Consider the following 17913-nt stretch of genomic DNA (forward strand, 5'->3'; position numbering starts at 1 on the left):
GACCAGTGATGGTGCGATCGGCTCGGCCTCCGGCAACCTCGCCATGACGCTGACCGCCGGCACCGGCTCCGCCACCCTGGACACCACCGCCAACATCGGTGCGATCTTCGGCAGTAACAACTCCACCACGGTCAGCCTCGACGGCGTCAACATCACCCTGACCAAGGGCATCGACGACGCCACTCCCGCTGCGCTGACGACCTCCATCAACAACCAGCTCAAGGCCGCCGGATCGAGCGTCGTCTTCTCGATCGCCAGCAACAAGGCCGTGCTCACTGGCACGAACGATGGTGGCGTGTTCCAGATCGGTACCGACACCGCGACGCAGTTGCTGATGGGCACCGCCCAGACGAAGGCGAACGGCACCTCGACCACGTTCGTGCCGACCGCCACGACACTCGCGACGGGCCTCGGCTTCGCTGTCGGCGACAGCTTCACCGTCAACGGTCAGATGGTGTCTGTTGGGCGGACCGACACGGTGACCTCGCTCGCACAGAAGGTCAGCACGGCCACTGGCGGCACGGTCAGCGCTACTTTCGATTCCTCCGCCCGCAAGTTCAACTTCACGGCGGCGGATTCCTCGACCGCGATTGTGCTTGGCGACGGCAGCACCTCGACCGCCAAGGTGTCCAACCTCGGCTTCTCGCTCCTCAAGAGCTTCGGCGCCGGCCAGGGAAACACGGTCGCGACGGCCGGCACCCCCCCGACCCAGACCTTCACCAAGAGTGCGCTGGACAGCAAGACGATCAGCGTCAAGGTCGCCGGCAGCAACACGATCAACCTGACGTTCGGCACCGCTGCGGGCCAGATCTCGACCCTCAATCAGCTCAACGCCGCCCTGGCCCCGGGCAATGCGATGGCGAGCATCGACAGCACGACCGGCGCGCTGAAGATCAGCACGACCAACGAGTCGGGCGCCGACAACCTGACCCTGTCGGCGAGCGGCACCGGTAACCCGTTCAGCTCTGCGACCTCGAGCGCAATCATCAGCGGTGACGGCGCGAACACCCGCAACAACCTGGTGAGCACCTACAACAACCTGCTCAACCAGATCGACCAGATGGCTGCGGATTCGGGCTTCAACGGCACGAACCTGCTGGCGGGCGACACGGTCAACGTCAGCTTCAACGAGAAGGGCACTTCCTCGCTCAAGATCTCCGGCACGCAGGTCTCCGCCTCGCTGCTCGGCATGGTCGCGGTCGGCCAGACCGACTTCCAGGACAGCAACTCGATCAACAGCGTGATCTCGACGATCAACAGCGCGTCGAGCCAGCTGAAGAACCAGGCCTCGACCCTGGGTGCCAACTTGGCGGTGGTGCAGAACCGGCAGGACTTCACCAAGCAGATGATCAACGTGCTCGATGCGGGCGCGGCGAACCTGACGAATGCCGACCTGAACGAGGAGGCGGCGAACTCGCAGGCTCTCTCGACCCGCAACTCGCTCGGCATCTCGGCCCTGTCCCTCGCCAACCAGTCGCAGCAGGGCATCCTGCAGCTCCTGCGCTGATCGGCGGGTTTCAGTCTCACCAAAGAAGCGGCCGGGGCTCACGCCCCGGCCGTTCCCTTTTGAGGCACGCTTCAGCCGAGGGCCGCCAGCCCCTCCGGCTTCTTCACCTCGATCTCCACGAAGGCGATCGGGTGGTCGGAGCCGTTCTGGACGTCGTGGCGGATGCCGGCCGGGCGGCGGTAGGACTGGCCGTGGGCGAGCGGCACCTCGGTGACCTGCATGCCGTCGTGGATCCGCAGCGTGCCCGCGGTGATCATCACCACGAAGTAGGGCCAGCCGTGCTCGTGCCAGCCGGTGACGGCGCCGGGCGGAAAATCCCAGCGGGTGATGCGGACGGTGTCGTCGTCGTGCTGGACGGTCGGGACCGCGGGAATCGTGCAGGCGAAGGCCATCGTACAAAAATCCTCAGCGGGCGGATTCGAAGCCGGCGAGCACGGCGGTCAGGTTCTCGCCGAGCAGGTCGGAGAGGTAGCCGCCCTCCTGCACCAGCACCGTCGGCAGGCGCAGAGCGGCGAGCACCGCGCCGATGCGGCGGAAGCCCTCCGTGGTGATGGCGAGACCCGCGAGCGGATCGTGCTCCGAGGCGTCGAGGCCGAGCGCCACCACCAGCGCCGTCGGGGCGAAGGACCGGATCGTGCGGGTGGCCGCGCCCTCCAGCACCGCCAGGTAGTCGTCGTCGCCGGTGCCGAGCGTCAGCGGCAGGTTGAGGTTGGCGCCGATCCCCTCGGCCTCCCCGCGCTCGTGGGCGTAGCCCCAGACGAAGGGGTAGAAGCCGCGCGGGTCGGCGTGGAGCGAGACCGTGAGCACGGAGGGATCGCGGTAGAAGATCCCTTGCGTGCCGTTGCCGTGATGCACGTCGACGTCGAGCACCGCGACCCGGGCGTGGCGCTGGCGCAAGTGCGCGGCGGCGACCGCGCTGTTGTTGAAGTAGCAATGGCCCCCGGCCCGGTCGCGATAGGCGTGGTGGCCGGGCGGGCGGCAGAGGGCGTAGACCGCGTCCTCGCCGTCGAGGACGGCTTGCGCCGCGCTCGCCGCGACGTCCGTCGCCGCTGAGGCCGCCGCATGGGTGCCCGGGCCGATCGGGCAGGCGGTGTCGACCGTGTGCCAGCCGAGCCGCCCGACGATGTGGGTCGGGTAGGTCGCGGCGTCCCGCACCGGGTGGATGTTGGCGATCATCTCGGCGCCGTGGTCGGGCAGGGCCTCCCAGGCCTCCCAGGCCTCGGCCATGAAGGCGAGGTAATCGGGGCTGTGCACCCGGGCCCGGGCGCCGGTGCCGTGGGCCTGCGGCGCCACGACCGTGTGATTGCCGGCCTTCAGCCCGGCGAGCAGGCGGTCGGCCCGCTCGGGCTGGTCGGCGGCGGGCTTCACCTGGCCGCGGACCAGGAAGAACTTCGGGTCGTGGCTGCGGTGGTCCTCGGAGTGGACGGCCTTCATGGGATCTCCAGGGTCAAGAGGCAGGGGTGAGGCTTCGCACCAGCCGGCCGACCTCGCGGCGCGCGACGCCGAGATGGTAGTCGACATGGGCGACGATCCGCTCCGGGTGGCCGGCCTCGATGGCCTCCAGCACCGGCTCGTGCGTGCGGGCGATTTCTTCGGGGTCGTCGTAGAGACGGCCGATCAGCCCGATCACGATCCGCAATTCCGAGGCCAGTCCGTCGAACAGGCGCAGCAGGCGGCCGTTGCCGGAGGCCGCGCAGATCAGCCGGTGGAACTCGTAATCGGCCTCGACGATCAGCGCAGGGTCGTCGTGCCGGGCGAGATCCCGCATCAGGGCGAGCTGGCGGCGCAGGCCGTCGCGGATCGCCGGCGTCAGGCGGCGCGCCGCCTCGACCGCGGCGTGGCGCTCGACGCAGAGGCGCAGGTCGTAGAGCTCGTCGACGTCCTGCGCGGAGAGTTCGCGCACGAAGAAGCCGCGCCGCGGCGAGGCCCTGAGCAGGCCCTGGCTCTCGAGCAGGCGCGCGGCCTCCCGCACCGGCGCCCGGCTGATGCCGAGCTCGCGGGCGACCGCCGCCTCCGCCACCTTGGCGCCGGGAGCGAGCCGCCCCTGCACGATCGCGTCGGTGAGCCGGCGCGCGACCTGGCGCACGAGATCGCTCTCGGCCAGCACCGGCAATCCGACGGGTTGGGACATCGCGCGCATCGCACCTCCGTGCCTCCATTGTGCAATGCGTAGGCGTCGATTGTCGACACTTTCAGCTTGATCGCCGCGCAAGGCCGGGTCAGTCTAGGCATATGCCGGGCGATGTCGTGTTCCGTCCCGCTCCTGCATCCGGTCGCCGGCGTGCGAGTTGTCGCGCCGCGCCGCTCACACACGCGAAGTCGTCGCGGCGCGCTCCGCCGCCGATACTCGCCCGCGAGGAGGTCCGATGCCGTCATCCGCTCATCCGCACGCCGACGAGGTGCAGCGCATCCGCGTCGATCTCGCGGCGGCCTACCGGCTGATCCACCGCCTCGGTCTCGACGACAGCATCTACACGCATATCTCGGCCCGGTTGCCGGGGCCGGAGCACCGTTTCCTGATCAATCCTTACGGATTGCGGTTCGAGGAGGTAAAGGCCGGCAACCTCGTCACCGTCGATCTCGAGGGCCGGGTGGTCGACGACCCCTGCGGCCTCGGCATCAACCCGGCGGGCTTCACCATCCACAGCGCGGTCCACGCCGCCCGCGAGGACGCGCTCTGCGTGCTCCACACCCACACGGTCGCGGGCGTCGCCGTGTCGTGCCAGGAGGAGGGGCTGCTGCCGCTCAACCAGTGGTCGATGCAGTTCCACGGCCGCCTCGCCTATCACGACTATGAGGGCATCGCCCTCGACCTCGACGAGCGCGAGCGCCTGGTGGCCGACCTCGGCGACAAGCCGGTGATGGTGCTGCGCAACCACGGCATGCTGACCTGCGGCCGCTCGGTCGCCGAGGCGTTCAAGCTGATGCACAACATCGAGCGCTCGTGCCGGGCGCAGCTCGCGCTGCAGGCCGCCGGCGCCCCGCTGATCCGCCCCCCGGCGGCGGTCGCCAGCAAGACCGCGGGCCAGTACGCCTCGTTCTACGACAAGATGGAGACGGGCCAGCTGCCCGACACCGAGTGGGACGCGTTCAAGCGCATGCTGGACCGCAGCGAGCCGGATTACAAAGAATAAACTGACAAAACACACCCGCTGCCGAGCAGAGCGCGGGCATCCTCCTCTCCCCGCGGGCGGGGAGAGGGCCGTGTTCCTGTTCAAGGAACACGGCAAGCCCGCAGGGCGAGGGTGAGGGGGGCTCGACGAGTGAGGCTCCTCCGGAAGCACCCCCTCACCCCCGGCTGCCGCCTCGCCGCGTCTCCTGAACGGAGACACGGCCCTCTCCCCGCCCGGCGGGGAGAGGAGGATGCGCGCGACCCAAAGCGTATGCACTTCTCAACGCCGCGACAGGGACCAAGGGAAACTCGACCGATGCTCAAGACGATTCTGGCCGGCACCGTGCTCTCCCTGGCGCTCGCCGGCACGGCTCTGGCTCAAGGCACGCCGAAGCCCGGCGGCATCGCCAACGCGGTGATCCAGCCCGAGCCGCCCGGCCTGATGCTGGCGATGGTGCAGAACGGCCCGACCCAGATGGTGGCCGGCAACATCTACGAGGGCCTGCTGCGCTACGACTTCGCCCTCAAGCCCCTGCCCGGCCTCGCCGAGAGCTGGAGCATGAGCGAAGACGGCAAGACCTACACCTTCAAGCTCGTCAAGAACGCCACCTGGCACGACGGCAAGCCGTTCACCGCCGACGACGTGGTCTTCTCGGTCGAGCTGCTGCGCCAGACCCATGCCCGCGCCCGCGGCAACCTCACCCGGGTGGCGAGCGTGACGGCGTCCGACCCCCACACGGTGGTGTTCACCCTCTCCGAGCCGTTCGGACCGTTCCTCGGCATCTTCGAGGTCGGCTCGCTGCCGATGATCCCGAAGCACATCTATGCCGGCACCGACTACAAGACCAACCCGGCCAACAACACGCCGATCGGCACCGGCCCCTACATGTTCAAGGAGTGGAAGAAGGGCTCCTACATCCGGCTGGTGAAGAACCCGAACTACCACGTCGCCGGAAAACCCTACCTCGACGAGATCTACTGGCACGTGATCCCCGACGCCGCCGCCCGGGCGGTAGCGTTCGAGACCGGCAAGGTCGACATCCTGCCCGGCGGCTCGGTCGAGAATTTCGACGTGCCGCGCCTGTCGAAGATCAAGGGCGCCTGCTCGACCACCAAGGGCTGGGAGTTCTTCAGCCCGCATTCCTGGCTCTGGCTCAACAACCGCAAGGGCCCGACCGCCAACAAGGCCTTCCGCCAGGCGGTGTCCTACGCCCTCGACCGGGACTTCGCCCGCGACGTGGTCTGGAACGGCCTCGGCAAGCCGGCCACCGGCCCGTTCTCCTCGACCGTGCGCTACCACGACCCGAAGGCCGCGAAGTATTCCTTCGACACCGCCAAGGCCAAGGCGCTCCTCAAGGAGGCCGGCTACAAGGGCGAGACCGTGCGCCTGCTGCCGCTGCCCTACGGCGAGACCTGGCAGCGCTGGGCCGAGGCCGTGAAGCAGAACCTCGAGGATGCCGGCATCAAGGTCGAGATGGTGGCCACCGACGTCGCCGGCTGGAACCAGAAGACCTCCGAGTGGGACTACGACATCGCCTTCACGTATCTCTACCAATACGGTGACCCGGCGCTCGGGGTCGGGCGCAACTACGTCTCGTCGCAGATCGCCAAGGGCTCGCCGTTCAACAACGTCGAGGGCTATTCGAATCCGAGCGTCGACGAGGCCTTCGCGAAGGGCGCGGTCGCGGTCGGCGACGGCGAGCGCCGGCCCATCTACGAGGCGGTGCAGAAGACCCTGGTCGAGGACGCGCCGATGGCCTGGCTGCTCGAACTGGAGTTCCCGACCATCACCCGCTGCAAGGTCCACGACCTCGTCACCACCGGCATCGGCGTCAACGACGGGTTCCGCGACGCCTGGATCGAACGCTGAGGAATAACGGCATGGTGGGCTTTCTCGCGCAGCGGGTGGCGAAGGGCGTCGTGGTGCTCCTCGCCATCGTGGTCCTGAACTTCTTCCTGATCCGCCTCGCCCCCGGCGATCCGGCCCTGGTGATGGCCGGCGAGGCGGGGGCCGGCGACGAGGCCTTCATCGCGCAGCTCAGGGAAAAGTTCGCCCTCGACCAGCCGCTGCCGAGCCAGCTCGGCGCGTATCTCGGCAACATCGTCAAACTCGATCTCGGCTACTCGGTGCGCCAGCAGATGCCGGTGGCGACGCTGATCGGCGAGCGGCTGCCGGCGACGTTGCTGCTCACCGGCAGCGCCTTCGCGGTCTCGCTCTCGCTCGGCGTGCTGCTCGGCGCGCTCGCCGCGCGGCGGGCCGGGACGCTGGCCGACACCGCGATCACCGGGCTCGCGCTCCTGTTCTACGCCACGCCGCTGTTCTGGGTGTCGCTGATGGCGATCATCCTGTTCTCGGTCAGGCTCGAATGGCTGCCGAGCTTCGGCTTCGAGACCGTCGGCGCCGGCTATACCGGGCTCGCCCGCGCCCTCGACATCGCCCACCACCTGGTGCTGCCGGCCCTCACGCTGGGGCTGTTCTTCATGGCGGTCTACGTGCGGATGACCCGCTCCTCGATGCTCGAGGTCTCGCGGCTCGACTTCGTGAAGACCGCCCGGGCCAAGGGCCTGACCGAGGGGGTGATCCAGCGCCGGCACATCCTGCGCAACGCGCTCCTGCCGGTGGTGACGCTGGCCGGCCTCCAGGCCGGGACGCTCGTCGGCGGCGCGGTGCTCACCGAGACGGTGTTCGCCTGGCCGGGGATCGGGCGCCTGATGTACGAGGCGCTGCTCCAGCGCGACTACAACCTGCTGCTCGGCGTCTTCGTGGTCTCCTCCGCGATGGTGCTGGTCTTCAACCTCGTCACCGACGTGGTCTACCGCGCGGTCGATCCCCGCATCGAGGTGGCGTGATGAGCAAGGCCGTTCCCCTGGCCGCCCCGGCCCGGTCGCGCCGCCGCGGACCGCTCGCCGCCTTCCTGCGCCATCCCGGCGCGGTGCTCGGCCTCGTGATCCTCTGCCTGGTCGTCGCCGCGGCGTTCCTCGCCCCGGTCCTCTACCCGACCTCGCCCTGGCGCATGGTGCAAAGACCCTTCGTGCCGCCCTTCACCCTGGAGCGGGTGCCGCTCGGCACCGACGCGCTCGGGCGCGACATCGCCGCCGGGCTGATGCACGGGGCCGGCGTCTCGCTGATCGTCGGCCTCGTCTCGACGCTGGCCGCACTCCTCATCGGCGTGCCGCTCGGGGCGCTCGCGGGCTATCTCGGCGGCCGGGTGGATGATGCCCTGATGCGCTTCACCGAGCTGTTCCAGACCGTGCCGAGCTTCGCGCTGGCCATCGTGCTCGTGGCGATCCTCCAGCCCTCGCTCTCCTCGATGATCCTCGCCATCGCGCTGGTCAGCTGGCCGCCGGTGACCCGGCTGGTCCGGGGCGAGGTGCTGTCGTTGCGCTCGCGCGAATACGTCCAGGCGGCGATCGTGACGGGGCAGACCACCTTCACCATCCTGCGCCGGGAGGTTCTGCCCAACACCCTGTCGCCGATCGTCGTCCTGGCCTCGCTGATGGTGGCGACCGCGATCCTCCTCGAATCCTCGCTCTCCTTCCTCGGCCTCGGCGATCCGAACCGGATGTCCTGGGGCTTCATGGTCGGGGCCGGCCGCACGGTGATCCGGCAGGCCTGGTGGATCACCGCCTTCCCGGGCCTCGTCATCCTGCTCACCGTGCTCGCCCTCAACCTGATCGGCGAGGGGCTGAACGACGCCCTCAACCCGCGCCTGTCCCGGGAGCGCTGACGATGAACGCCGTGAGCGACACCCGTCGGATCGCCGTCGCGGTCCGGAACTTGAGCCTCGCCCTGCCCGAGGGCGGCGACCGGGCGAACGCCGTCGACGGCGTCTCCTTCGATCTCGTCGCCGGCGAGATCCTGTGCCTCGTCGGCGAATCGGGCTCCGGCAAGTCGATGTGCGCCCACGCCCTGATGGGCCTGCTGCCGAAGGCGGTGCGGCCGGTCTCCGGCACGATCCGCCTCGGCGACACCGACCTGCTCGCGCAGGACGATGCCGCCTGGCGCGACACCCGCGGCCGGCGGATCGCAATGATCTTCCAGGAGCCGATGACGGCGCTGAACCCCCTGATGCGGATCGGCGACCAGATGGCCGAGATGTTCGAGGCCCACGGCCAGCTGACCCCGAAGGAGCGCCGCGCCCGCGCGGTCGCGCTCGCCGGGGAGGTCGGGCTGCCGAACCCGGAGCAGATCGTCCGCTCCTATCCCCACCAGGTCTCGGGAGGGCAGCGCCAGCGGGCGATGATCGCGATGGCGCTCGCTCTCGAACCCGCGGTGCTGGTGGCCGACGAGCCGACGACGGCCCTCGACGTCACGACCCAGGCCCAGATCCTGAAGCTGATCCGCGACCTCCAGCGCCGCCGCAATATGGCGGTCCTGTTCATCACCCACGATTTCGGCGTGGTGGCGGAGATCGCCGACCGGGTGCTGGTGCTGCGCCACGGACGGGTGGTGGAGGAGGGAGCGGCGCATGCCGTGCTCGGCCGGCCGCAGGCGCCCTATACCCGGACGCTGCTCGCCGCGGTGCCGACCATGGACCCGCCCTCCCGCCCGCCCCTCTCGGGGCCGAAGGCGGTCGAGGTGACGGGCCTGCAGAAGACCTACGTCACCGGCGGCGGGCTGTGGCGGGCCAAGAGGCGCACCGCGGCGGCCCGGGACGTGGCCTTCGCGCTCCATCGCGGCGAGACGCTCGGCCTCGTCGGCGAATCGGGTTCGGGCAAGTCGTCGGTCGCGCGCCTCGTCATGCGGCTGATCGAGCCCGATGCCGGCCGCGTGCGCCTCGGCGACACCGACCTGACCGGGCTCAGGGGCGAGGCCCTGCGCCAGGCCCGCAGCCGCATCCAGATGGTGTTTCAGGACCCCTTCGCCTCGCTCAACCCGCGCCGCAGCGTCGGGCGCATCATCGCCGACGGGCCGGTGGCGCACGGGGTGCCCCTGGCGGAGGCGATGGAACGGGCGCGCCGCCTCCTCGGTCTCGTCGGCCTCGACGAGAAGGCGCTGGAGCGCTTCCCGCACGAATTCTCCGGCGGCCAGCGCCAGCGCATCGGCATCGCCCGGGCGCTGGCGCTCGAACCCGAGGTCCTGGTCGCCGACGAGGCGGTCTCGGCCCTCGACGTCTCGGTCCAGGCGCAGGTGCTGGCGCTCCTCGAGGATCTGAAAGCACGGCTCGGGCTGTCGATGCTGTTCATCACCCACGACCTCCGGGTGGCGGCGCAGATCTGCGACCGGATCGCGGTGATGCGCCAGGGCGAGATCGTCGAGCTGAAGACCGCGAGTGCGCTCTTCGCCAATCCCGAGCATCCCTATACCCGTGCGCTGCTCGACGCGGTGCCGGGACGGGTGCGGCAGGCGGCGTGATGATGGACCGTCTGCCCTGCGTGCTGCTCAGCGCCACCACCGACATCCGCGGGCTGTACGGCGACGCGCTCGAGGCCATCGCCGACCGGGTCGAGATCCTCGACCATCCGGCGGAGAACCCCGAGCGGGTGCGCCTCGCGCTGGGCTGGCGCCCGCCCGCCGACGCGCTGCCGCGCTACCCCAACCTCGCGGCGCTCTGCTCGATCGCGGCGGGCGTCGACAACCTGCTCGCCTGCCCGGGCCGCCCGCCCGACCTGCCGGTGGTGCGCGTCGTCGATCCCGACCAGGCGCGGGCGATGTCGGGCTTCGTGCTCTGGCACGTCGTCGGCCACCAGCGCCGCTTCGATGCCTACATGCAGAACCAGCGCGACCGGGTCTGGCGCCGCCTCTGCCCGCGGGACGCGAGCGCGGTGCCGGTCGGGCTCCTCGGCTACGGCAAGATCGGCCGGCGCGTCGCGGCGGATCTGGCCGCCCTCGGCTTCCCGGTGCGGGCCTGGAGCCGGAACCCGCAGAGCCCGGATCCCGGCGTCACCCACTATCACGGGCCGGACGGGCTCCCGGCGATGCTCGGCGAGAGCGAGGTCCTGGTGAATCTGCTGCCGCTGACGCCGGAGACAAGCGGCATCCTCGATGCCCGGCTCCTGTCGCGCCTGCGCCCGGGCGGCTTCCTGATCCAGGTCGGCCGCGGCGAGCATCTGGTCGAGGCGGATCTCCTCGCCGCCCTCGATACCGGCCATCTCGCCGGCGCCGCCCTCGACGTGTTCGCGACCGAGCCGCTGCCGCCCGCGCATCCGTTCTGGGATCACCCAGCGATCCGCGTCACCCCGCACGAGGCCTGCGACGCGAGCCCCCAGGCCGTCGCCCGCACCCTGCTCGCCGCCGCCGAGGCGGTGCGGGAGGGGCGGGTGCCGCCGGATACGGTGAATGCGGCGCGGGGGTACTGACGGCGACTCGGGGTCGCGGAGAGGGGCTCGCGCCGATGCAGGTCCGATGAACATCGCCACCGGCCCGCACGGCCAAGCTACCCATCGTTAACCATTCGGCGCGCAGAGTCCCGGTGGCTGGGTTGACACGCCGCAGCGATATTTCGGGCGGGTGGCTTCGTTTCGCTGAGTTGCGGGGATAAGCTTCGCCATGGCGCTCCAGCCGAAGGGGGGATGGACATGCTCGGGACAGTGACGGCCTTCCTGGCAATCCTGATGGTTCTGGCCCTGCGCAACATCGCCAAGGCGGCGCTGCTGCCGGTCTATGCCGTGCGCGACATCCATCGCGGGCGCTACGTCCGCGGGCTGGTGCTGCTCTCCTGCTCGGGGCTGGCCGCCTGGTCGATCTGGGCGATGACCCACACGGCCCGGACCAAGCCCGCCCCGGTGGCGGCGGTGATGTATACCGGCTGATCGCCGGACCGCTTCACGGCTTCCCTGCACCCGCGAGGCGTCCTCGCGGCCGTCCTGCACGGCATCTGACGCAGTGCGGCATCGACGCTGGCGCTTCGCGCTGGCGTTCGGCGGCGTTCGGGCCCATATCCACGCATGCGTCGCGCGCCCGCCCCTCCGAGGCGGGCCCCCGACCGGGCGCCCGAAGGACCGCCATCACCTGATCGATCCTCCCCCTCGCGGCGCGGGCCGCACCGCAGCGTGGCTCCCAAGCCGCGCTTTCACGCCGTGTGCTCCGCCGCCAAGAAGAGTCAACGACCATGCTGCGTTCGAAGCAGAAGCCGAAGGTGCAGGATACGGGCTTCGTCCTGTTCGACGTCTACTACGAGGACGGCTCACGCCGCTCCAACCGGCGGGTCCCCCGCACCGCCACGATGGAGCATGACGTCGACGGCGCCGTCCGCCAGGTGATCGAGGAGCAGGACCGCGACATCGCGGAGAAGTCCGGCCGCCCGCCGCTCGCCATCACCAAGATCGTCCGCTCGGCCGACTGAGCGATCCGCTCCACGAGACCGGTGCCGGCCACGGGGGTCGGCACCCGCCTCAGACCCTACCGCGTCGCACCCGCCCTCGCGGCGGAGGGCTTCGACAGAGCGTGGTGGAGCCGCTTCAGGCCGGCATCGTCCCGCGCGCACAGGTCGTGGCGCGTCATCGCGTCGAGGAGATGCTGCGTCCGGGCGGTGGACGAGCCGGCATGGGCCTCGCTCACGGGCCACAGCAGGCTCAGCGCCGCCGCCAGACACGCCCCGATCCACCCGCACCGGAACAGCCAGACCATGCCGCCCTCCCTACCGCACGCTCCCGAGCGTCGGGCGAAGGCGTAAAGATTTGCCCGCTCAGGCCCGGAGCACCGCGTAGACATCCCCGGAATTCGCCGCCATCGGCAGCGCCATGAGATGCGCCGCCATCTCGTCCCGGCCGACGAGGCGCCCGAAGCTCAGGGCCTGGCTCTCGCCGAGCGCGACGTCGAACCCGTAAGCGCCCAAGGCCGCCAGCCGGTCGAGGCAGCGAAGCGCGGTGTCCCGCGCGATGGTGGTGAACTCGAAGGACAGGGCAGGGAGCGGCACCGAGAGCCCCGCCAGCACCCTGTCCTCGAATCCCTCGACGTCGATCTTCACGAAGGCCGGGCGGCCGTGCTCGGCCACCAGCCGGTCGAGGGTGGTGGCCGGCACCGTGATGCGCCGGTCCCAGACCTGTCCCTCCCAGCCCGGCGCGCCCGCCGCCCCCGCGACGAAATCGGCAGAGGCCGAGGAGACGGTGGGATTGGCCGAGTTCAGGTGGAACACGACCTCGCCGGGCGTGTCGCCCGCGGCGGCCGCCACCAGCATCACGTCCGGATCGCGACCGTGGAGCAGGCGCAGCGCCCGGGCCGGCCCGGGCTGCGGCTCCAGAGCCACGACCCGGGCGCCGAGGCGGCGGAAGGCCGCCACCCGATCGCCGACATGGGCGCCGACATCGAACACGAGGTCCCCCGGGCGCACGAAGCGGCGGTAGAGGGTGTCCATGGCGGCGTGGGGCGCGGCCTTCCCGCGATAGAGCCGCAGCGAGCGGCCGATCGCGGCGGCGGTGCCCTTCGGTCGGGTCATCGGGGAACTCCGGACGAATCTCGTCCGGAGCCGTATCAGTAGATCGCCGGCTCGGGCACCGGGGCGCCGTACTCGGTGCGCAGGAAGTCGAAGTCGCAGCCCTCGTCCGCCTGCTGGATGTGGCGCGAGAACATCACGCCGTAGCCGCGCTCGTAGCGCGGCGCCGGCGGGGTCCAGGCGGCGCGGCGCTGCTCCAGTTCCTCGTCCGAGACCTCCATGCGGATCGAGCGCGCCTCGACGTCGACGCTGACGATGTCGCCGGTGCGCAGCAGCGCCAGCGGCCCGCCGATGAAGGATTCCGGCGCGACGTGGAGCACGCAGGCGCCGTAGCTGGTGCCGCTCATCCGCGCATCCGACAGGCGCAGCATGTCGCGGTGGCCTTGCCTCAGCAGCTTCTTCGGCATCGGCAGCATGCCCCATTCGGGCATGCCGGGACCGCCCTGCGGCCCGGCATTGCGCAGCACCAGGACGTGGTCGGCGGTCACGTCGAGATTCTCGTCGTCGATCGCCGCCTTGAGGGAGGGGTAATCGTCGAAGACGAGGGCCGGGCCGGAATGCTTGAGGAAGCGCTGGTCCATCGCCGCCGGCTTGATGACGCAGCCGCTCGGGGCGAGGTTTCCTTTAAGCACCGCGAGCGAGCCCTGGCCGTAGACCGGGTTCGACAAGGGCCGGATCACGTCGGCATTGTAGACCTTCGCACCCTCGATCACCTCGCCGAGGGTCTGGCCGCTCACCGTCAGGCAGTCGAGATGCAGGTGCTCGCGGATCTCGTTCATCAGCGCGCGGATGCCGCCGGCGTAATAGAAGTCCTCCATCAGGTAGGCGTTGCCGCTCGGCCTGACATTGCCGATCACCGGCACCTGGCGGCTGTAGCGCTCGAAATCGTCGAGGCCGATGGCGTGGCCGGCGCGGCGCGCCATGGCGATCAGGTGGATGATCGCGTTGGTCGAGCAGCCCATCGCCATCGCGACCGCGATCGCGTTCTCGTAGGCCTCGCGTGTCTGGATCCGCTGCGGGGTCAGGTCCTCCCACACCATGTCGACGATGCGCCGGCCGGATTCCGAGCACATGCGAATGTGGCCGGCATCGGCCGCGGGGATCGACGAGCCGCCGGGCAGCACCATGCCGACGGCCTCGGCGATCGCCGTCATGGTCGAGGCGGTGCCCATGGTCATGCAGGTGCCGTAGGAGCGGGCGATGCCGCCCTCGATCCCGAGCCAGTCCTGGTCGGTGATCTTGCCGGCGCGCAATTCGTCCCAGTACTTCCAGCTGTCGGAGCCCGAGCCCAGCACCTTGCCCTGCCAGTTGCCGCGCAGCATCGGCCCGGCCGGGATGTAGATCGCCGGCAGGTTCATGCTGGTGGCGCCGAGCAGCAGGCCCGGGGTGGACTTGTCGCAGCCGCCCATCAGCACCGCGCCGTCGACCGGGTGGGAGCGCAGCAGCTCCTCGGTCTCCATCGCCAGCATGTTGCGGTAGAGCATGGTGGTCGGCTTGACGAAGCTCTCGGAGACCGAGATCGCCGGCAATTCGACCGGGAATCCCCCCGCCATCAGGATGCCGCGCTTCACGTCGTCGACGCGGTGCTTGAAATGGGCGTGGCAGGGCTGGAGGTCGGACCAGGTGTTGAGGATCGCGATGACCGGCTTCCCGGTCCATTCCTCGGGCGTGTAGCCCATCTGCATCGCCCGCGAGCGGTGCCCGAAGGAGCGCAGGTCCGCCGGGCCGAACCAGCGCGCGGAGCGCAAGGAGGCGGGCTCGCGGCGCAGGGCCTGCGGGCCGTCCGGAATGCTGCCGGGCTCGAGTTCGGGCGGGGTGAGCGGGTCGCGGGCCATGGTTTTCGGCTCCTGTTGGTTGTTGTCTTCTAGCTTGATCGGCCCCGCGACGCCCATTCCCTCCCCCTTCTGCGGGGGAGGGTGGCTCCTGCGTCAGCAGGGGCCGGGAGAGGGACGCCGCTTCCGGAAATGACTGAACCGTTCTGACGGGCGCCCTATGGACCAGCGTCGCGGTCCCCTCTCCCGGCCCGCTTCGCGGGCCACCCTCCCCCGCAGAGGGGGGAGGGTTTTTAAGTCAGTGCTGCAAGCCCCATTTCTGCACCGTCCGCCGCTCCAGCGTGCGGAAGATCAGGTTCTCGACCACGAGGCCGATGATGATCACGGTGAGCAGGCCCGCGAAGACGGCGGGGATGTCGAGGAGGTTGCGGTTCTCGAAGATGAACCAGCCGAGGCCACCCGCCCCCGACGACACGCCGAAGACCAGCTCCGCCGCGATCAGCGTGCGCCAGGCGAAGGCCCAGCCAATCTTGAGGCCGGTGAGGATGCTCGGAAACGCCGCCGGGATCAGGATCTTGGTGACGTAGGGAATGCCCTTCAGGCCGTAATTGCGCCCGACCATCCGCAGGGTGTTCGAGACGCCGCGGAAGCCCGAATGGGTGTTGAGCGCCACCGCCCACAGGACCGAGTGGATCAGCACGAAGACCAGGCTGCCGTTGCCGAGGCCGAACCAGATCAGCGCCAGCGGCAGGAGCGCGATGGCCGGCAGCGGGTTGAACATCGCCGTCATCGTCTCGAGGAAGTCGGTGCCGATGCGGGTCGAGATCGCCACCATGGTGAGCGTCGCGGCGAGCAGGATGCCGGCGGCGTAGCCCATCAGCAGCACCTTGATCGACGTGAAGGCACGGTTCGGGATCGTGCCGTCGAGGGTCTGCTGCCACAGCGTCGTGACGGTGTCGGAGAAGGTCGGAAACAGGAGCGGGTTGTCGAGGAAGCGGGCGTAGATCTCCCAGATCAGCGCCAGCACGATGATGATCGCGGTCTTGCGGACGAAGCCGCTGTTCCACAGGATCTCGGCGGTGCCGAGCTGGCGCTCGACCGCGCCGTCGGCGGCGGGGGCCGCATCGCTCATGATGATGCGGGCCGGCATGGTGGCGCTCATGGCTTGTGCCTCCTCTCGGGCGCGGCGATCAATGGTGATGGGCGGGCTCGTCGGTGAACAGCAGGTCGTGGATCTGCTGCTCGAGCTGGCCGGCGCTGCCGTCATGCGCCGAGACCTTGTCGACGTCGCGCACCTCGGCCTTGACCCGGCCCGGATGGGGCGAGAGCAGGAGGATGCGGTTGCCGATCTTGATCGCCTCGGCGATCGAGTGGGTGACGAAGAGCACCGTGAACTTCGTCTCCTCCCACAGCTGCAGCAGCTCGTCCTGGCAGGTGCGCCGGGTGAGCGCGTCGAGCGCCGCGAAGGGCTCGTCCATCAGGAGGATGTCGGGCTCCATCGCCATGCCGCGGGCGATCGCCACGCGCTGCTTCATGCCGCCCGACAGGGTGTGGGGGTAACTGTCGATGGCCCGCGTCAGGCTGACCTTCTCGATATAGGCCCGCGCCCGCTCCTCCGCCTCGCGGCGGGGCATCTTTCGGGCGTTGAGGAGCGGGAACATGACGTTCTCGAGCACCGTCTTCCAGGGCAGGAGCTGGTCGAATTCCTGGAAGACCATCATCCGGTCGGCGCCGGGCTCCTTGACCACCCGGTCCTTGATGCGGATCTCGCCCTCGGTCGGGTGCATGTAGCCGCCCACCGCCTTGAGCAGGGTGGACTTGCCGCAGCCGGACGGCCCGAGCAGCACGAAGCGGTCGGAGGTGTCGACCTTGAAGCTGACGCGCTCGGTCGCGGTGACGAGCACGTTGGGAGTCTTGTAGCGCAAGGTGACGCCGCGGACGTCGAGGAGCGCGGTCATGATGGCGTGTCCCTTCTCGGCGAGGTCGCGTCAGTTGCCGCTCAGGTCGTGGGCGACCGGCAGGTAGTAATCGGTCCAGGCCTTCGGCTTATTCCGAAGAGTGCCGATCCGGCCGAGATGCTCGGCGAAGCGCATCGTGCCCTGAGGCTGGAGGTTGAACTCCATCATGCCGGGCTCCTTGAGATAGCTCAGCAGATCCTCGACGCTGGTCTTGTCGCCGGTCACCTCGCGGTAGATCTCGACCGCCTTGCGCGTGTCCGAACGGATCAGGGCCTGTGCCTCTTCCGACGCGGAGCGAACCGCCTGGATGATCTTCGGGTTCGCGTCGGCGAACTTGGTGGTGGTGAAGAACTGGCCCTGCGTCAGCGGCCCGCCGATGATGTCGGGCGAGCGGGCGACGATGTGCGCGCCGGGCACGTTGCGCAGCTCGACATACTGGAACGGCGGCGCGGCGAAGTGGGTCTTGATCTCGTGGGTGGGGTTGGCGAGCGCGATCGCCGCGTCCGGATGCCCGAGCTGCACGGTGTTCGCGTCGAGCCGGCCCGACTGGTCGGCGCCCCAGATCTCGCCTGCCGCCATCTGCAGCAGGATCGCCTGCGTCGAGACCTTGACGGTCGGCACCGCGATCTTGTCGCCGGGCGCGATGTCCTTGATCGTCTTGATCTTCGGGTCGCGGCTGACGAGCAGCAGCGGCAGCGCCGAGGTGGCGACGATGCCCTTCACCCCGCCCCGGGTGCGGTCCCACAGCAGCAGCAGGTTGCCGGTGCCGGTATTGACGATGTCGACCCCGCCGGCGAGCAGCGCGTCGGTCTGGCTGCCGCCGCCCGAGAAGGTGATCCACTTCGTCTTCACGCCCGGCACGCCGAGCTTCTCGGCGTGCTTCTCGATCAGCCCCTGCTTCTCGATGATGTGGGTCGGCAGGTAGATGATGCCGGGCTGGCGCGTGATCGCGATCTCGCTCTTCTGCTGCGCGACGGCCGGGCCGAGGCCGGCCATGAGCGCGCTGACGGCAAGGAGGCCCGCCGCGAAGGCGCGGCGCGCGGGCGAGTGGATCATGAGCGTTCTCCCGGGGCCGCATCTCAGGGCGGCGCGTGCCGGCCGCTGTGGTTCTGGATCGTCGGCCTGACCTCCTCACTAAAATGGTAATGCATTAGTATGTCAACCGGGAACGGGCCGTGCTAGGCTGTCT

18 protein-coding genes are annotated in these 17913 nt (G+C 69.8%); 9 read left to right on the top strand and 9 right to left on the bottom strand.

Annotated features, from left to right (window positions below):
- Nucleotides 1-1507, top strand: a 1507-nt coding sequence (locus tag BM430_RS26355) for a flagellin (RefSeq protein ID WP_143132137.1), incomplete at its 5' end; no start/stop codon positions are given.
- 71 nt (nt 1508-1578) lie between these two features.
- Here BM430_RS26355 and BM430_RS26360 read toward each other — a convergent pair.
- The 3 genes from BM430_RS26360 to BM430_RS26370 are packed head-to-tail and all read right to left on the bottom strand — an operon-like array spanning nt 1579 to nt 3638.
- Nucleotides 1579-1899, bottom strand: coding sequence for a cupin domain-containing protein (locus BM430_RS26360; RefSeq protein WP_093570207.1), 321 nt, complete (start codon nt 1897-1899; stop codon nt 1579-1581).
- 13 nt (nt 1900-1912) lie between these two features.
- Nucleotides 1913-2941 (bottom strand): histone deacetylase family protein, encoded by a 1029-nt coding sequence (locus BM430_RS26365; RefSeq protein ID WP_093570208.1) that lies wholly within the window; start codon nt 2939-2941, stop codon nt 1913-1915.
- Between the two features lie 13 nt (nt 2942-2954).
- Entirely contained in the window at nt 2955-3638 is a 684-nt protein-coding gene (locus BM430_RS26370; RefSeq protein ID WP_244539671.1) for a GntR family transcriptional regulator, read from the bottom strand.
- A 235-nt stretch (nt 3639-3873) separates the two neighbouring features.
- Between BM430_RS26370 and BM430_RS26375 the strand changes: the two genes are divergently transcribed.
- The 8 genes from BM430_RS26375 to BM430_RS26410 all read left to right on the top strand — a co-directional run bounded on the left by BM430_RS26375 (nt 3874) and on the right by BM430_RS26410 (nt 11905).
- Complete coding sequence (locus tag BM430_RS26375) at nt 3874-4641, top strand: class II aldolase/adducin family protein (RefSeq protein WP_093570210.1); 768 nt, start codon at nt 3874-3876, stop codon at nt 4639-4641.
- Between the two features lie 294 nt (nt 4642-4935).
- Nucleotides 4936-6489 carry an ABC transporter substrate-binding protein gene (locus tag BM430_RS26380; RefSeq protein WP_093570211.1) on the top strand — a complete coding sequence of 518 codons (1554 nt, stop codon included), beginning with the start codon at nt 4936-4938 and terminating at the stop codon, nt 6487-6489.
- An 11-nt stretch (nt 6490-6500) separates the two neighbouring features.
- Nucleotides 6501-7469, top strand: a complete 969-nt coding sequence (locus BM430_RS26385; protein WP_093570212.1) for an ABC transporter permease — start codon at nt 6501-6503, stop codon at nt 7467-7469.
- Nucleotides 7469-8347, top strand: coding sequence for an ABC transporter permease (locus tag BM430_RS26390; protein WP_244539672.1), 879 nt, complete (start codon nt 7469-7471; stop codon nt 8345-8347). The genes BM430_RS26385 and BM430_RS26390 overlap by 1 nt, the downstream gene beginning before the upstream one ends.
- A 2-nt stretch (nt 8348-8349) precedes the next feature.
- Nucleotides 8350-9975: an ABC transporter ATP-binding protein gene (locus BM430_RS26395; RefSeq protein ID WP_093570213.1), complete on the top strand. Its 1626-nt coding sequence runs from the start codon at nt 8350-8352 to the stop codon at nt 9973-9975.
- Nucleotides 9975-10919 (top strand): 2-hydroxyacid dehydrogenase, encoded by a 945-nt coding sequence (locus tag BM430_RS26400; protein ID WP_093570214.1) that lies wholly within the window; start codon nt 9975-9977, stop codon nt 10917-10919. Before BM430_RS26395 ends, BM430_RS26400 begins: the two co-directional genes overlap by 1 nt.
- Before the next feature lie 219 nt (nt 10920-11138).
- Nucleotides 11139-11372, top strand: a complete 234-nt coding sequence (locus BM430_RS26405; protein WP_093570273.1) for a hypothetical protein — start codon at nt 11139-11141, stop codon at nt 11370-11372.
- A 299-nt stretch (nt 11373-11671) separates the two neighbouring features.
- Nucleotides 11672-11905, top strand: coding sequence for a hypothetical protein (locus tag BM430_RS26410; protein WP_093570215.1), 234 nt, complete (start codon nt 11672-11674; stop codon nt 11903-11905).
- Nucleotides 11906-11961: 56 nt separating this feature from the next.
- On the opposite strand, the gene BM430_RS26415 is transcribed toward BM430_RS26410, so the two are convergent.
- From BM430_RS26415 to BM430_RS26440, 6 genes are all read right to left on the bottom strand, one after another.
- Entirely contained in the window at nt 11962-12189 is a 228-nt protein-coding gene (locus BM430_RS26415; protein WP_093570216.1) for a hypothetical protein, read from the bottom strand.
- 58 nt (nt 12190-12247) lie between these two features.
- Nucleotides 12248-12997: an FkbM family methyltransferase gene (locus tag BM430_RS26420; protein WP_093570217.1), complete on the bottom strand. Its 750-nt coding sequence runs from the start codon at nt 12995-12997 to the stop codon at nt 12248-12250.
- Between the two features lie 35 nt (nt 12998-13032).
- Nucleotides 13033-14829 carry an L-arabinonate dehydratase gene (gene araD / locus BM430_RS26425; protein ID WP_093570218.1) on the bottom strand — a complete coding sequence of 599 codons (1797 nt, stop codon included), beginning with the start codon at nt 14827-14829 and terminating at the stop codon, nt 13033-13035.
- A 235-nt stretch (nt 14830-15064) separates the two neighbouring features.
- Nucleotides 15065-15928, bottom strand: coding sequence for an ABC transporter permease (locus BM430_RS26430; protein WP_210188460.1), 864 nt, complete (start codon nt 15926-15928; stop codon nt 15065-15067).
- Between the two features lie 28 nt (nt 15929-15956).
- A complete protein-coding gene (locus BM430_RS26435) occupies nt 15957-16724 on the bottom strand; it encodes an ABC transporter ATP-binding protein (protein WP_093570219.1) in 768 nt (255 codons plus the stop codon).
- A gap of 30 nt (nt 16725-16754) precedes the next feature.
- On the bottom strand, nt 16755-17780 hold the full coding sequence (locus tag BM430_RS26440) for an ABC transporter substrate-binding protein (RefSeq protein WP_093570220.1): 1026 nt from the start codon (nt 17778-17780) through the stop codon (nt 16755-16757).
- Between the last annotated feature and the right edge of the window lie 133 nt (nt 17781-17913).

This window comes from Methylobacterium sp. 174MFSha1.1 (assembly GCF_900116815.1).
Lineage (GTDB): Bacteria > Pseudomonadota > Alphaproteobacteria > Rhizobiales > Beijerinckiaceae > Methylobacterium.

What these genes read in the sequence shown, in the direction of transcription:
- BM430_RS26360 (WP_093570207.1), bottom strand. Translation starts at nt 1,899, where the DNA reads ATGGCCTTCGCCTGCACGATTCCCGCGGTCCCGACCGTCCAGCACGAC.
- BM430_RS26365 (WP_093570208.1), bottom strand. Translation starts at nt 2,941, where the DNA reads ATGAAGGCCGTCCACTCCGAGGACCACCGCAGCCACGACCCGAAGTTC.
- BM430_RS26370 (WP_244539671.1), bottom strand. Translation starts at nt 3,638, where the DNA reads ATGTCCCAACCCGTCGGATTGCCGGTGCTGGCCGAGAGCGATCTCGTG.
- BM430_RS26375 (WP_093570210.1), top strand. Translation starts at nt 3,874, where the DNA reads ATGCCGTCATCCGCTCATCCGCACGCCGACGAGGTGCAGCGCATCCGC.
- BM430_RS26380 (WP_093570211.1), top strand. Translation starts at nt 4,936, where the DNA reads ATGCTCAAGACGATTCTGGCCGGCACCGTGCTCTCCCTGGCGCTCGCC.
- BM430_RS26385 (WP_093570212.1), top strand. Translation starts at nt 6,501, where the DNA reads ATGGTGGGCTTTCTCGCGCAGCGGGTGGCGAAGGGCGTCGTGGTGCTC.
- BM430_RS26390 (WP_244539672.1), top strand. Translation starts at nt 7,469, where the DNA reads ATGAGCAAGGCCGTTCCCCTGGCCGCCCCGGCCCGGTCGCGCCGCCGC.
- BM430_RS26395 (WP_093570213.1), top strand. Translation starts at nt 8,350, where the DNA reads ATGAACGCCGTGAGCGACACCCGTCGGATCGCCGTCGCGGTCCGGAAC.
- BM430_RS26400 (WP_093570214.1), top strand. Translation starts at nt 9,975, where the DNA reads ATGATGGACCGTCTGCCCTGCGTGCTGCTCAGCGCCACCACCGACATC.
- BM430_RS26405 (WP_093570273.1), top strand. Translation starts at nt 11,139, where the DNA reads ATGCTCGGGACAGTGACGGCCTTCCTGGCAATCCTGATGGTTCTGGCC.
- BM430_RS26410 (WP_093570215.1), top strand. Translation starts at nt 11,672, where the DNA reads ATGCTGCGTTCGAAGCAGAAGCCGAAGGTGCAGGATACGGGCTTCGTC.
- BM430_RS26415 (WP_093570216.1), bottom strand. Translation starts at nt 12,189, where the DNA reads ATGGTCTGGCTGTTCCGGTGCGGGTGGATCGGGGCGTGTCTGGCGGCG.
- BM430_RS26420 (WP_093570217.1), bottom strand. Translation starts at nt 12,997, where the DNA reads ATGACCCGACCGAAGGGCACCGCCGCCGCGATCGGCCGCTCGCTGCGG.
- araD (WP_093570218.1), bottom strand. Translation starts at nt 14,829, where the DNA reads ATGGCCCGCGACCCGCTCACCCCGCCCGAACTCGAGCCCGGCAGCATT.
- BM430_RS26430 (WP_210188460.1), bottom strand. Translation starts at nt 15,928, where the DNA reads ATGAGCGCCACCATGCCGGCCCGCATCATCATGAGCGATGCGGCCCCC.
- BM430_RS26435 (WP_093570219.1), bottom strand. Translation starts at nt 16,724, where the DNA reads ATGACCGCGCTCCTCGACGTCCGCGGCGTCACCTTGCGCTACAAGACT.
- BM430_RS26440 (WP_093570220.1), bottom strand. Translation starts at nt 17,780, where the DNA reads ATGATCCACTCGCCCGCGCGCCGCGCCTTCGCGGCGGGCCTCCTTGCC.